The organism is Rhodoplanes elegans (assembly GCF_016653355.1).
Lineage (GTDB): Bacteria > Pseudomonadota > Alphaproteobacteria > Rhizobiales > Xanthobacteraceae > Rhodoplanes > Rhodoplanes elegans.
On sequence record NZ_NHSK01000059.1, the window covers coordinates 1 to 12,908 of the forward strand.

13 protein-coding genes are annotated in these 12,908 nt (G+C 70.9%); 9 read left to right on the plus strand and 4 right to left on the minus strand.

What is annotated here, in order from left to right; all coding sequences use genetic code 11:
- Together CCR97_RS05265 and dnaG are read right to left on the minus strand one after the other, a co-directional pair.
- Nucleotides 1-742: RNA polymerase sigma factor region1.1 domain-containing protein (locus tag CCR97_RS05265; RefSeq protein ID WP_420826061.1), on the minus strand; the 742-nt coding region annotated here is incomplete at its 3' end.
- A 360-nt stretch (nucleotides 743-1,102) separates the two neighbouring features.
- Nucleotides 1,103-3,085 (minus strand): DNA primase, encoded by a 1,983-nt coding sequence (dnaG, locus tag CCR97_RS05270; RefSeq protein WP_111355778.1) that lies wholly within the window; start codon nucleotides 3,083-3,085, stop codon nucleotides 1,103-1,105.
- A 698-nt stretch (nucleotides 3,086-3,783) separates the two neighbouring features.
- Here dnaG and CCR97_RS05275 point away from each other — a divergent pair.
- Complete coding sequence (locus CCR97_RS05275; RefSeq protein WP_111355777.1) at nucleotides 3,784-4,848, plus strand: hypothetical protein; 1,065 nt, start codon at nucleotides 3,784-3,786, stop codon at nucleotides 4,846-4,848.
- A gap of 101 nt (nucleotides 4,849-4,949) precedes the next feature.
- Here the strand turns inward: CCR97_RS05275 and CCR97_RS05280 are convergent, their stop codons facing one another.
- Nucleotides 4,950-5,243, minus strand: a complete 294-nt coding sequence (locus CCR97_RS05280; RefSeq protein ID WP_111355776.1) for a DUF1330 domain-containing protein — start codon at nucleotides 5,241-5,243, stop codon at nucleotides 4,950-4,952.
- Nucleotides 5,244-5,475: 232 nt separating this feature from the next.
- On the opposite strand from CCR97_RS05280, the gene CCR97_RS05285 reads away from it, so the two are divergent.
- The 7 genes from CCR97_RS05285 (at nucleotide 5,476) to CCR97_RS05315 (ending at nucleotide 11,017) form a co-directional block, all read left to right on the plus strand.
- Nucleotides 5,476-6,321 carry a lytic murein transglycosylase gene (locus tag CCR97_RS05285; RefSeq protein ID WP_111355775.1) on the plus strand — a complete coding sequence of 282 codons (846 nt, stop codon included), beginning with the start codon at nucleotides 5,476-5,478 and terminating at the stop codon, nucleotides 6,319-6,321.
- 78 nt (nucleotides 6,322-6,399) lie between these two features.
- Nucleotides 6,400-6,999, plus strand: a complete 600-nt coding sequence (locus CCR97_RS05290; RefSeq protein WP_170145704.1) for a Uma2 family endonuclease — start codon at nucleotides 6,400-6,402, stop codon at nucleotides 6,997-6,999.
- 155 nt (nucleotides 7,000-7,154) lie between these two features.
- Nucleotides 7,155-8,660, plus strand: a complete 1,506-nt coding sequence (locus tag CCR97_RS05295) for a sensor histidine kinase (protein WP_111355774.1) — start codon at nucleotides 7,155-7,157, stop codon at nucleotides 8,658-8,660.
- A 29-nt stretch (nucleotides 8,661-8,689) separates the two neighbouring features.
- Nucleotides 8,690-9,103: a response regulator gene (locus tag CCR97_RS05300; RefSeq protein ID WP_111355789.1), complete on the plus strand. Its 414-nt coding sequence runs from the start codon at nucleotides 8,690-8,692 to the stop codon at nucleotides 9,101-9,103.
- Nucleotides 9,104-9,106: 3 nt separating this feature from the next.
- Entirely contained in the window at nucleotides 9,107-10,153 is a 1,047-nt protein-coding gene (locus CCR97_RS05305) for a histidine kinase dimerization/phosphoacceptor domain -containing protein (protein WP_111355773.1), read from the plus strand.
- Nucleotides 10,154-10,374: 221 nt separating this feature from the next.
- On the plus strand, nucleotides 10,375-10,620 hold the full coding sequence (locus CCR97_RS05310) for a hypothetical protein (RefSeq protein ID WP_111355772.1): 246 nt from the start codon (nucleotides 10,375-10,377) through the stop codon (nucleotides 10,618-10,620).
- 112 nt (nucleotides 10,621-10,732) lie between these two features.
- Nucleotides 10,733-11,017 (plus strand): HlyU family transcriptional regulator, encoded by a 285-nt coding sequence (locus CCR97_RS05315; protein WP_111355788.1) that lies wholly within the window; start codon nucleotides 10,733-10,735, stop codon nucleotides 11,015-11,017.
- 250 nt (nucleotides 11,018-11,267) lie between these two features.
- Here CCR97_RS05315 and CCR97_RS05320 read toward each other — a convergent pair whose 3' ends face one another.
- Nucleotides 11,268-11,786 carry a Spy/CpxP family protein refolding chaperone gene (locus tag CCR97_RS05320; protein ID WP_111355771.1) on the minus strand — a complete coding sequence of 173 codons (519 nt, stop codon included), beginning with the start codon at nucleotides 11,784-11,786 and terminating at the stop codon, nucleotides 11,268-11,270.
- Nucleotides 11,787-12,212: 426 nt separating this feature from the next.
- Between CCR97_RS05320 and CCR97_RS05325 the strand changes: the two genes are divergently transcribed.
- Complete coding sequence (locus CCR97_RS05325) at nucleotides 12,213-12,899, plus strand: hypothetical protein (RefSeq protein ID WP_111355770.1); 687 nt, start codon at nucleotides 12,213-12,215, stop codon at nucleotides 12,897-12,899.
- Nucleotides 12,900-12,908 lie beyond the last annotated feature (9 nt).

Consider the following 12,908-nt stretch of genomic DNA (forward strand, 5'->3'; position numbering starts at 1 on the left):
CGAAGGGTGGCGCGGCGGGCGCCACCGGCGGGGCATCGACCGCCTCCTCGCCGTCCTCGGCCTCCGGTTCGACGCCGGGCGCCGCGACGGCCGCGCCACCCTTCGCCTCGGGACCCGCATAGGTCGCCTCGAGGTCGATGATGTCGCGCAGGAACACCTTTCCGGCGTTGAGCTCGTCGCGCCAGATGATGATCGCCTGGAAGGTCAGCGGGCTCTCGCACAGGCCGGCGATCATCGCCTCGCGGCCGGCCTCGATGCGCTTGGCGATGGCGATCTCGCCCTCGCGCGACAGGAGCTCCACCGAGCCCATCTCGCGCAGATACATGCGGACCGGGTCGTCGGTGCGCTCGCCGGGCTCCGCGCGCTCGGTCTTGGCCGGGGTCGCACGGGTGACCTCGACGAGCTCGCCTTCGCCCTCGTCGTCGTCCTCGTGCGCCTCCTCGGCGGTCTCCTCCTCGCCGTGCTCCTCCTGCTCGACGACGTTGATGCCCATCTCGTTGAGCATCGCGAAGATGTCCTCGATCTGGTCGGACGTCACCTCCTCGGAGGGGAGGACGGCGTTGATCTGGTCGTGCGTGACGTAGCCGCGCTTCTTGGCGAGCTTGATCATCTTGCGGACGGCGGCGTCCGACAGGTCGAGCAGCGGCAGCGGCGTGTCCGGAGTGTCCGGGGTCTGGCCTTCGGTCGTCTCGTCCTTCTTGTCCTTCACGACCTTGTCCTTGCCGGCCGCTTTCGTCCTGATGGTCGCCATGAGTTCTCCTGAAAGCCGCGCTCTCGCCCAGACCGCCTCGTGTCCCCGCCGTCACGTCGCCGGCGGCACTCCACCGGCCTCTGGCGACCGCTCGTCACCGCCTCGCCGGGGACCGTTCGCCCCGGTGCGGCGTCATCTCGCCCGTTTGCCTGACCGAATCGCTCGAAGTCTCACACTGAAACCTTGCGAGAGCCGAAACACCGTCATGGCGCGCCCGAAACTCGGCCGCACCGGTCCGAAAAACGTTTTCCGCACCCCGTCCCTAATGTACGCCCCGCCCGAATTGCCCGTCCGAGTTGTCCGACCGGCGCACCGGCCCGACCCGTCGGGAGCGTCCGCGGCCGTTCCCCTCTAGAGTCCGCGCGTCGGCCGGCCGGACAGTGCCCCGAACCCCTCGATCGAGGCCTCGGTGCCCTCGATCGCGGCCAGGCGGCCCTGGACGTCCTGCAACCACGCAAAATTGCGCTCGCTGGGGTCGTCCCCCAGCGCGCGCTCGGCCTCTTTGAGTTCCTTATTTAGCGTCCGGTTCTTGTGATGCAAGGTGAGAACGTGGCGCCACCAGGGGCGGACGTCCTCGGGGGCGGCGTCGGCCCGGGCCGGCCAGTCCGCCACATGGGTGAGCGCCGCCTCGATCCGCTCGACCAGGCCGCCGAGATCGCGGGCCAGCACGGCCGCCCGCAGGGTCGCGACGTCGATCTCGGCGCCGCCCTCCTCCTCGTGCGCCGCGATGACGTCGAGGATCGCCCGCCGCAGCCGGTCGGCATCCGGATGGACGAGATCCAGCACGGCGAATTCTTCGGCGTGGCCGTCCAGCAACCACGGATGGTTGAGCACGGCGAGCACCAGCAGGGCTTCGCGGGCCGGCAGCACGGCGCGGGCGCCGCGCACCACCGGGCTGGTCGACATCCGCGGGCTGAGCACGGCCGGCGTCGCCTCCGGCCCGGCGAAGCGGCGGTCCCCGCCCTTGGCTCCGCGGGTAAAGCCCCCCTTGCCGCCCCGGCCGGTGGACCGAAAGCCGCCCGCCGCCGGGCGCCCTTGAAACCGACCCGCTCCGCCGGCCGCCTCCGGCACCAGCAGGCCGCGCAGACGGTTCCCCAGATCGGCCCGGTAGTATTTTCGCACTGACTCGTTGGCGATGCCGGCCAAGAGGCCGTCGAGCCGTGCCTCCAGGCCGGCGCGGCGCTCCGGCGTGTCGAACCGGGCCGCCTCGGTCTCGCGCATCCAGAGAATGTCGGCCAGCGGCTGGGCGGCGGCGAGCACGTCGGCCATCGCGCCCTTGCCGCTCGCCCGGATCAGGTCGTCCGGGTCGTGCCCCTGCGGCAGCGTCGCGAAATAGAGGCTCTTGCCCGGCGCGAGCAGCGGCAGCGCGAGGTCGACAGCCCGATAGGCGGCGCGCCGGCCGGCCGAATCGCCGTCGAAGCACAGCACCGGCTCGTCGGCGATCTTCCACATCAGGGCGAGCTGGTCGGCGGTCAGCGAGGTGCCGAGCGGCGCCACCGTGCCGGGGAAGCCGGCCGTCACCATGGCGATGACGTCGACATAGCCCTCCACGGCGATGAGGGGCGCGCCGGCATGGGCGGCGGCTCGGGCGCCCGCCCCATTGTACAAGAGGCCGCCCTTGTGGAAGAGCGAAGTCTCCGGCGAATTCAAGTACTTGGCGGAGACGTCCTTGTCGAGCGCGCGTCCTCCGAAGGCGACGATGCGGCCGCGCAGGTCGCCGATCGGGAACATCACCCGGTCGCGGAACCGGTCGTAGGGGACCGGGATGTCGTCGCCGGCGACCAGCAGGCCGGCCTCCACCATGTCCTCGACCGACACGCCCTCGCGGCCGAGATGCTCCTTGAGGGCGAAGCGGTCGGCCGGCGCCCAGCCGATGCGAAATTTCTGCTGGGTCGCCGGGTCGAGGCCGCGGTCGGCCAGATAGCCGCGCGCCCGTGCCCCGGCCCGGCTCTGCAGCGCCGCCTCGAAGAACCGCGCCGCCAGCTCGACCACGTCGAGCAGCGTGCGGCTGTGGCGGGCCTGCTCGGCCGCCTCGGGGGACGACTTCGGCAGCGTCATGCCGGCCGCGCCGGCCAGCCGCTCGACCGCCTCGGGGAACGAGAGCCCCTCGGTCGCCATCACGAAGTCGAAGATGTTGCCGTTCCGGCCGGACGAGAAGTCGAACCACATCCCCTTCGAATCGTTCACGAAAAACGAGGGGGTCCGTTCCTTGTTGAAGGGCGACAGTCCCTTCCACTCTCGCCCCGCCTTCTTCAGCTTGACGCGCCGCGACACCACCTCCGAGACCGGGAGGCGGGCGCGCAGATCGTCGAGGAACTCGGGCGGAAACCGCATGGTGATTCGTGAGCCGATTCGCGACTGTAGGCCGAACCTGCCGCCAATATAGGGCGTCCCGCCCGGCCGCGACTCGGCCAGGGTTGCGAAGCGGGGTTGTCCCGGGTTTCCACAGGGGGGCATGAGGCGAAAAGCGCCACCTCGCAGCGCCGGCTCGTGCTTCTAACAAGGCCCGGCCTCGGCGCATCCCACACCGAGGGATGAAACGACTCTCCTCGTGCCCCGGACAAGGCGCGGCAGGCCGCAGGCCTGATGCGCCGCTGAGCCGGGGCCCAGGGGCGGCACGACGAGTGGCGATGGGGCCCTCCGAAAAAGAAGTGTCCGCCTCACCTGATCGCCCCTGGGGTCCCGGTTCGCGGCGCGATGCGCCGCGCCCGGGACACGATGCCTTCGCCGAGGCGACGCAGCAGAACAGCAAGCCTTCGGGCAGTGCCGCATCCGTTCGGGCATTGCCGCATCGGCCCTCTTGGCGTTGCTGTCGGCTCTCGCGGCCAACCTTTTTGCTGAAATCCTCCCGGATCGAAACTGCGTGATCTGAGAAATCCGGACGCTCCGGAGCCGCTGGCCATCTCACCCGCTTCGCAGCCCTCTCTTCACTCCATCACATTACCGCGCGTGCAACCTCCGGCGTGGCCTCGTCGCTGGTGTGCACCGCAAAATTGCAGGACACTGCGGCGTTGCAATCCTGGGAGGTCCGCATGCAGACGCTTTCGACGCTTGCCGGCGTGCAGGTGCAGCGCGCCGCCGCGTTCCCGGAAAAGTTCGCCGATAATCCCGTCCGCTCCGTCGCTCTCGACACGCTCCAGCGCCGCAACGCCGCGATCGACGCGGCCTTCTACGACGTCGGCGCCATCACGGCGGAGGAGGCGCCCCAGCTCGCCTTCTGGCTGGCGCGCGAGGGCGCCATCGTGCTGGTGCCGCCGAGCGGGCAGGGGACGCTCCAGGTGTTCCTCGACCCCGAGGCGTTCTTCGCGGCCGGCGTTCCGGTCGCCGCCCTGGCGGTGGCCGGCGTCGGCAGCTCGGCGCTCGGGGCGGCCGCCTTCGCCCGCAACGTCGCCGACGTGCTGGAGGCGCCGGTCGCCGCCGTCGTCTCCGGCTACGGCCTCGCCGACGTGATGACCGAGGCGCTCGGCGGCTACTTCTGGTTCGGCACGCTGAACAGCATCCGTCATCTGTTCGAGCCGCTCGACGCGGCCACCAAGCTGTTCACCCGCTCCGAGCACGCCGCCGAGCTGTCGAGTGGCGCGATGTGGGCGCGCACCAGCAAGGACACGCGCACGGTCGTCGCGCTCCTGTCCGACCCGCGCTTCCAGCCGGCACTGCTGATCGGCCATTCCAAGGGCAACCTCGTCATCTCCGAGGCGCTCTATGCGCTGTCGTGCGACCAGCAGGCGCTCACGGCGGAGCTCGCGCGGCGCCTCCGCATCGTCACGGTCAGCGCCAAGATCGGCATGCCGCCGCCGTTCCGGCAGGTCCTCGACGTGATCGGCCAGTGGGACTGGTTCGGTGCGCTGAACTCGCGTCCCGACCTGGAGGCCGACTACACGGTGCCGCGCGCCTGGCACAGCACCAATCCGGAGTTCCCGATGGGGCTCGGCATCGACGTGAAGGCGGCGCTGCGCCACGTGCTGCCGATGTTCGATCAGCCGCGACCGGCCGGCAAGGCGGCGGTGCCGTTCTTCGCCGACCTGTCGCAGCGGGCCACCGCGGCGCTCGCCTCCGCGACCCTGCACGGCCGGGCGGGCCCGGTGCCGACCAGCTGAGCGGGCGGCTTTCGGCGGTGCGGCTGCGCGGCCGAGGGGCCGCTACCCGGTAAGCCTGCGGTGCTTCGGACGGGCTCGCCCGAAGCACCGGCGATGTCATGTCACTCGACGCCTTCGACGAAGCGCATGTCGCGCACCGCGCCGTCGGCCAGCACCTCGAGCGCCTTCTGGTAGCCCGGGCTGTCGTGGCAGGCGATCGCGGCGGCGAGGCTCGGGAACTCCCCGACGACGACGCGCTCCTTGACGCCCTGCTCGTGCGCGACGGCGGCCGGGCCGCGGCACAGATAGCGGCAGCCGTATTCGGTCATCACCGGGCCGGCGAGCGCCGCATAGGCGGCGACCTTGGCGGGATCCTTGATCGAACGATAGGTGGTGACCCAGTAACCCTTGGGCATGGTGGCTCCGTTGCTCGAGACGCCTCGCGGGGGCGGCGCGGCGCGCCGCCGCCCGGGCGAGACCTTAAGGCATCGTCCGCCGCCGGGCAGCCGGGCGGCCCGCGGATCTGCCGCGATCCGGGTGCAAAGGGGGGCGCGCCGCGGCATCGGGAACGGCCCGGAGAACCCGCCTTTTCCCCGCCGCACCCGCGTGCCACTCTCGATCCCGACATCGATCGACACGGGGACCGGAATGGCCTTTGCGAAATGTTCGGCGCGCCGCGCGGCGCGCGCCTGTCTCGTCGCTTTCTCCGGTGCTCTTCTGGCGGGCCTCGTCGCGGCGGCGCCCGCCCGGGCCGCCCAGTGCGGCGGCGACTTCGACACGTTCCTGGCCGCCATGGCACGCGACGCGCAGGCGCAGGGCGTGTCCCGCGCCGTGATCGAGCAGGCCTTCGCCGGCGTCACGGCCGATCCGGCCGTCCTCGCCTTCGATCGCCGCCAGCGCTACACCTTCAAGAAGACCTTCGAGGAATACGCCGCGACGCGCGTCATCCCGGCCCGCATCAAGCGCGCCCGGACGCTGATGCAGAAGCACGCGGCGCTGCTCGGCCGCGTCGAGCGCCAGTACGGGGTGCCCAAGGAGCTCCTCATGGCGATCTGGACGCTGGAGAGCGACAACGGCACCGGCGACATGGGCAAGCTGCCGGTGATCCGCACCATCGCGACGCTGGCGCACGACTGCCGCCGCACCGAGCTGTTCCAGGGCGAGCTGATCGCGGCGCTGAAGATCGTCCAGCGCGGCGACCTGCCGCTGCGCGACATGATCGGCGCCTTCGCGGGCGAGCTCGGCCAGACCCAGTTCCTGCCGTCCTCCTACATCAAGTACGGCGTCGACTACGACGGCAACGGCCATGTCGACCTGCGCCACAGCGTGCCCGACGTGCTCGCCTCGACGGCCAATCTCCTCAAGGTCAACGGCTGGCAGCCCGGCGCGCCGTTCGGCGAGGGCACCCAGAACTTCGAGGTGATGCGCGAGTGGAACCGCTCGGTCATCTACCGCAAGACCATGCACCTGTTCGCCGAGCGCCTGACCGAGTGAAGCCAGCGTTGCGGCACCGTGGCCGGCGCGTGGCGCGCGACGTTCCGGGCCGCTGCCCGTCGTGCTAGCATCGTCCCCATGAACGAGGTTCTCCGCCCGCCCGATCTGCCGCTCACGACGCAGGCCGCCGAAGGCCTGATGCGCCGGCGCTGGAGCGTCGCCGAGATCGAGGCGATGGTGAAGGCCGGCGTCCTCGCCGAGGACGAGCGCTTCGAGCTGATCGGCGGGGAGGTGGTGCCGATGTCCCCGAAGGGGCTCCGCCACGAGCGGATCAAGGTCAGTCTCGCATTGTACTGGGTGCCGCGCCTGCCCGGTGATCTCGCTGTCGCCCAGGAAACCACCTTCCGCCTCGATCCCGACACGTTCCTGGAGCCCGACTTCGTCTTCTTCCGTCGTGCCGACGGGTTGGCCAACCTCACGGCCGAGACCGCGCTCGCCGCCGTCGAGGTGTCGGACTCGAGCCTCGTCTACGACCTCGGCCGCAAGGCCCGGCTCTATGCCGCCTTCGGGATCCGCGAGGTCGTCGTGATCGAGGCCGACGGGCTCGTCGCCCATCTCCACCGCAGCCCGGGGCCGGAAGGGTTTCGCGAGAAGGTCACGATCCGCCCGGACGAGCCGCTGCGGCTCGGCTTCGCCCCGACGCTCGAACTGCGCCTGCGCGATCTGCCGCTCGTCTGACGGCGGTACGAAAATAGCGGTAACGCCTTCGCCGTGCAGGAAATGCGGCACGATCCACGGTTTTCGCCGGCCCTGCGGGCTGGGCGTCCTGCGTAGAACACCCTATATGTCTCGGATTGCCGTTTCGGCGGCGCCGGACCGCCGAAAACCCTCGCATGCCGATCTCCAAGCTCGCCCTGATCCGCTCGACCGTCGCCGCATTGCTGGTCGGTCTGGCGGCGCTGCTCGCCATCGTGGTCGCCACGTTGTGGCTGGTGGCCGACACGCGCGTCTATTCCGACCTGTCGGTGAAGGTGCGCCAGCAGCGCGCCGCGCTCGCCGACCTGCGCAGCCTGATGCAGGACGCCGAGACGGGGCAGCGCGGCTATCTGCTGACTGCCGAGGATGCCTATCTGGGGCCCTACGAGCGGGCGAGGCGCGGCCTCGTCGACCAGATCGACCTGGTGCGCCAGCGGCTCGCCTCCGATCCCACGGTCGCCGCGCCGATCGCCCGCCTGTCCGAGATCGTCTCGGCCAAGCTCGCGGAGATGCAGGAGACCATCGATCTCGTGCGCGCAGGGCGCCGCGACGAGGCGGTTGCCATCGTGCGGACCGACCGCGGCCGCGAGCTGATGGACGAGGCGCGCGCCATCCTGGCGAACCTCATTGCCGAGGCCGAGGGTCGCATCGCGGAGGCCGTGGCCCACCAGTCCAAGACCATCTCGACCCTCTACTGGGTCACGATCCTGGGCGCCCTCGTCATCGTCGGCGTGGTCGGCGGTTGTGCGTGGATGGCGATCGCCTACACGCGCCAGCTCGTCGCGGCTCGGCAGGAGGTCGAGACCCTCAATGCCAGCCTGGAGCAGCGGGTCGCCGAGCGCACCGCCGATCTCGGCCGCGCCAACGACGAGATCCAGCGCTTCGCCTATATCGTCACCCACGACCTGCGGGCGCCGCTCGTCAACATCATGGGCTTCACCAGCGAGCTGGAGGCGAGCCTCGGCGCGATCCGCGGCTGGATCGAGAAGGCCGGCGTGCCCGACGACGACCCGATCGCCGCCGAGGCGCGGCTCGCCGCGACCGAGGACGCGCCGGAGGCGCTCGGCTTCATCCGCTCCTCCACCCGCAAGATGGACGGGCTGATCAACGCCATCCTGAAGCTCTCGCGCGAGGGGCGCCGCACGCTGCGGCCCGAGCGCATCGAGCTCGGCGCGCTCCTGGAGACCGCGTCGGAGAGCATCCGCCATCAGGTCGTCGAGGCCGGCGGCGAGGTGGCGCTGTCGCCCGGCCTGCCGTCCGTCGTCTCCGACCGGCTGGCGTTGGAGCAGGTGTTCGGCAACCTGCTCGACAACGCCGTCAAGTACCGCAGCCCCGACCGGCCGATCCGGATCAGCATCCGGGCGAAGCCGGAGCCCGGCCAGCGCATCGTCGTCGAGGTCGAGGACAACGGCCGCGGCATCGCCGCGCAGGATCACGAGCGCGTCTTCGATCTGTTCCGCCGCTCCGGCGCCCAGGACCAGCCGGGCGAGGGCATCGGGCTCGCCCATGTGCGCGCCATGGTGCGCAATCTGGGCGGCGACATCACGCTCGCCTCCGAGGTCGGGCGCGGCACCATCATGAGGATCAACCTGCCGCGCGACCTCCGCCAGGTCGCGCGCGTCGCCGGGAGTGAACGGACGTGAACCAGAACGCGAGGCCGGTCCGGATCGTGATGATCGAGGACGACGAGGGGCACGCCCGCCTCATCGAGAAGAACATCCGGCGCGCCGGCGTCAACAACGAGATCCTGCCGTTCACCAACGGCACCGAGGCGCTCGACTACCTGCTCGGGCCGGACGGCTCCGGCGAGGTGAGCGCCGGGCGCCAGCTCCTCGTGCTGCTCGACCTCAACCTGCCGGACATGACCGGCATCGACATCCTGGAGCGGCTGAAGTCCAACCAGCACACGCGGCGCTCGCCCGTCGTAGTCCTCACGACGACCGACGACGCGCGAGAAATCCAGCGCTGCTACGACCTCGGCGCCAACGTGTACATCACCAAGCCGGTCAACTACGAAGGCTTCGCCAACGCGATCCGGCAGCTCGGCCTGTTCTTCGCGGTCATGCAGGTCCCGGAAACCGACTGATCCATGTCCAACTCGCCCGTCACGGTCCTGCATGTCGACGACGATCCGGGCCTCGCGCGTCTGGTGCAGAAGGCGCTCGGCCGGCGCGGCTACGCGGTCGAGCGGGTGAGCACCGCGGAGGAGGGGTTCGCGCGGCTGGCCCGCGGCGGCATCCAGGTGATCGTGCTCGACCACTTCCTGCCGACCGGCACCGGGCTCGACATGCTGGCGCGCCTGAAGGAGCTGCCGGCGCCGCCGCCGGCCGTCTACGTCACGGCCTCGGGCGAGACCGCGGTCGCGGTCGCGGCCCTCAAGGCCGGCGCCGCCGACTACGTCTCGAAGAGCGTCGGCGAGGAGTTCCTGGCCCTGCTCGAGAGCGCCATCGAGCAGTCGCTGGAGAAGGCGCGGCTCGCCGCCGCCCGCGACCGCGCCGAGCGCGAGATGCGCGAGGCCAAGGAGCGCGCCGAGGTGCTGCTGCACGAGGTGAACCACCGCGTCGCCAACTCGCTCGCGCTGGTCGCAGCCCTCGTCCACATGCAGGCGAAGGAGATCTCCGATCCGGCCGCCCAGGCGGCGCTGCGCGAGATGCAGGCCCGCATCATGGCGATCGCCGGCGTGCATCGCCGCCTCTACACGTCCGGCGACGTGCGCTCGGTCGAGATCTCCGAGTATCTGGGCGCGCTGCTCGGCGACCTCGAGGCGACCATGAAGGCCTCCGGCCACGCCGCCACCATCCGGCTCGCCGCCGCGCCGGTGCGGGTGCCGACCGACAAGGCCGTGTCGATCGGCGTGGTCGTCACCGAGCTGGTCACCAACGCCTTCAAGTACGCCTATCCGGCCGACCGCGGCGGCGAGATCCGGGTGCGCTTCGATGCCCTCGACGACGGCCGGGCGGCGCTGCGGGTGGAGGACGACGGGGTCGGCTGGCGCGGCGACGGGCCGGCGAAGGGCACCGGCATGGGCAGCCGCATCGTCGCCGCGATGGCGCGCGGACTCGGCTCCGAGGTCGCCTATCCGGCGCCGGCCGGGGCGGCCGCCGGCTGCTGCGTCAGCCTCGAGTTCGAGGTGTGATGCGGGCGCGGCCGTCCGCTGCGCTGCGGCAGAAAACGCTCGGCCTTGACGCACTGCCGTATGCATGGCTGTGCCCCGAAGGCGTGGCGGTCCGGTTTGCCGTTGAGGCCGCCGTAAGCCCCGTGTAAGTTCCAGTCCGGCTGCCGCCGCGCTGCCCGGCCGGTCCCGGCATCCACGTTCCGCCCGGAACGCCTGTCCTCGATCCTCTCCGGAGACCGTCCATGAAGGCGCTGATCCTGTATGTCGTGTTCGTCCTGATCGGTGCCGCGATCGCCGCCGGCATCAGCTACTATGTCGAGATGTACGTCTCGGTGACGGCCGGCCTGATCACCTTCCTGGCGCTGTTCTTCACCAACTTCGTCACCGCCTGGCTGGCCGTGATCTTCGCCATGGACGGCTCGCTGCGCAACGCGACCGGGCGCGCCGAGCAGCTCGAGATCGAGGCCAAGACGCGGCGCGCCCACTGACGCGACCCTGTCGGGCACGTCGGGCCCCGCGCGGCCTGGCCGTGCGGCGCGGTTTGCCGCGCCGCGACGCGCGGGCTAAGCTCGCGCCGGTGTTTCTGCTCCGGTGATCGCGATGTCGTTCTGGAAGTCCCTGTTCGGCGGGGGTGCGTCCGCGCCCGCGTCTGCCCCGCGCAGCGAGGTGGTCGAGTACAAGGGGTATACGATCCGGGCCGAGCCGTTTCAGAACAACGGCCAGTACCAGACCGCCGGCGTGATCGAGAAGGAGATCGGGGGCGTCCGCAAGGAACACCGCTTCATCCGCGCCGACAGCCACGCCGCGCTCGACGACGCGATGAGCTTCACGCTCTCCAAGGCTCGCCAGATCGTCGACCTGCAGGGCGACCGCATCTTCGAGTGAGTTTGCTCGCGGCCGTCACCGTCGGTTCTGCCTCGTCCTGAGGAGCCGCCGAAGGCGGCGTCTCGAAGGACGTGGCCCGCCGAAGTCGCGGGTGCCCGCCGGCGTCTCGTGCACACATCGGCTGAATGCGGCGGGGCCTCATGGTTCGAGACGGCCGCTATGCGGCCTCCTCACCATGAGGGCGGAGCCGGTACTCCCGTGCGCCGGCCGGATCCGCCGCGTTCGCGCGGCGGCCGGCGTCCCGCCGCCTTCACCACAGCCAGCCGCTGCGCTTCGGGCCGAGCTCGTCGATCCGGGCCTTCTGGGTCGCGTCGAGCGCGGCGTAGAAGGTGTCGAAGGCCGGCCGCACCAGGCGCAGCGCCGCGATCGCGGTCTCGAGCCGCTTCTCCATCATGGCGAGCTGCTCGGGCGCCGCCTGCAGGCGCGGGGCGCGCTTCGGGCACGCGGTCGCGAACAGATCCGCCGCCTTCGCCGAGGCGGCCTTGAGGTCCTCCAGCGGCTTCTGCTGGGCTTCGGTCGGCTTGATCACCCGCTCGATCCAGGTCACCCGCCACTGGGTGAGGCCGACCGCGCGCGGATCGCACAGCCGGCGCATGCCGCCGGTGCCGAGCGTGCCCGGACCCGTCATCACGCCGGGCAGCAGCACCATCCCGCGGGCGCCGCGCACCGGCTCGGGATAGGCGGGCGCCTGCGCCAGGGCCGGGAGGGTCACCAAGAGGCCGAGCAGACCGAGACCGACCGTCGCTGCGACGAAACGCTTCGTCGTCATGACACACCTCCTGCTTACGATTACAAGTGTCGCGCGCTGCCGCGCGGCCGTGTTGACATGCGTCAAGGGCCGGAAGTCCTGATCAGAAGCGCCGATCGCCGGGCTCGACGGCCGGTCGTTACCTCACCGAGTGTCGTCATGTGATAAAAGTAGCGGTCTGACGCGGCATTCGGCGAGATTTGTCGATTTTCACGGACCCGGATGGCGTCTCGTGCGTTATCGGATCGCGCGGAAATCCAAGCGCGTCCTCCGGTGCTCGCCTTCAGCTTGTTCCTCTTCGACGCCGCCCTGCGTCCGGAGCCGAGGCGAGAGTTCGTCGACACGATCGAGGCTGGCGAGACCAGCAGCCGAAGGAACGCAGGCGGTAAGATCGCGCGGCAACCAGGGTGCGTGATGCGGAAAGAGCGGTATCAGGACGACCTATCGGTGAGCGCCGCCATCGCGGCATGGCGCGCCGGCGAGGCGGCGTTCTCGGTCGAGATGAGGTCCGCCGCGGCGCTGACCCCGCGGACGCTCGATTGCTGGCTCGCCTTCCATGGCCTCACCGATCGCCTGCGGCCGGCTCAGTGCCGCCAATTGCTCGGGTTCCTCGACGACGTCGCGCGCCCGGTCTTTCGCGCTGCGGGAACGCCCTCGTCCGAGGCCTTCACCCGGCTCGACGAGATCAACTTCGAAGCCGTGCGGGCCGGCATCACGACGGCCTCGTTGATGGGTCTGCTCACCCGCTTCGCCTGCGCCTGTGCGCCAGCCGTCTACGCCCCGGCGACGCAGCGCGCCCGCCGCGGCATCCAGGCGATCGGGCATCGGCTGCCGGACATGAGCTACCGTAGCTACATGCTGGCCTTCATGAAGGAGCACGAGCGCTTCGCCGACCGGGTGGCGACCATCGTGCTGGCGGCCGGCAGTGCGGCGGCGAAGCGGCCCGTGATGCCGCTCGATCTGCTGGTGATGCGGGCGCTCGACTGGCGGCTGATGATGGCCGGCGGGTATCCCGTGGGGCAGCTCGAGACGCTGGTGGCGCCGCAGCCGCTGCCGATCCGGATCGCCGGCGGCAGCCGCCCGTCGGCCGCGCGCACCGGGCGCGATCTGCTCCCCGGCGAGACCGCCGGCTGACTCCCCGCC

Bases quoted from the DNA above. Each gene is read 5' to 3' on its own strand.
- dnaG (WP_111355778.1), bottom strand. From the start codon at position 3,085: ATGCGGTTTCCGCCCGAGTTCCTCGACGATCTGCGCGCCCGCCTCCCG.
- CCR97_RS05275 (WP_111355777.1), top strand. From the start codon at position 3,784: ATGCAGACGCTTTCGACGCTTGCCGGCGTGCAGGTGCAGCGCGCCGCC.
- CCR97_RS05280 (WP_111355776.1), bottom strand. From the start codon at position 5,243: ATGCCCAAGGGTTACTGGGTCACCACCTATCGTTCGATCAAGGATCCC.
- CCR97_RS05285 (WP_111355775.1), top strand. From the start codon at position 5,476: ATGGCCTTTGCGAAATGTTCGGCGCGCCGCGCGGCGCGCGCCTGTCTC.
- CCR97_RS05290 (WP_170145704.1), top strand. From the start codon at position 6,400: ATGAACGAGGTTCTCCGCCCGCCCGATCTGCCGCTCACGACGCAGGCC.
- CCR97_RS05295 (WP_111355774.1), top strand. From the start codon at position 7,155: ATGCCGATCTCCAAGCTCGCCCTGATCCGCTCGACCGTCGCCGCATTG.
- CCR97_RS05300 (WP_111355789.1), top strand. From the start codon at position 8,690: ATGATCGAGGACGACGAGGGGCACGCCCGCCTCATCGAGAAGAACATC.
- CCR97_RS05305 (WP_111355773.1), top strand. From the start codon at position 9,107: ATGTCCAACTCGCCCGTCACGGTCCTGCATGTCGACGACGATCCGGGC.
- CCR97_RS05310 (WP_111355772.1), top strand. From the start codon at position 10,375: ATGAAGGCGCTGATCCTGTATGTCGTGTTCGTCCTGATCGGTGCCGCG.
- CCR97_RS05315 (WP_111355788.1), top strand. From the start codon at position 10,733: ATGTCGTTCTGGAAGTCCCTGTTCGGCGGGGGTGCGTCCGCGCCCGCG.
- CCR97_RS05320 (WP_111355771.1), bottom strand. From the start codon at position 11,786: ATGACGACGAAGCGTTTCGTCGCAGCGACGGTCGGTCTCGGTCTGCTC.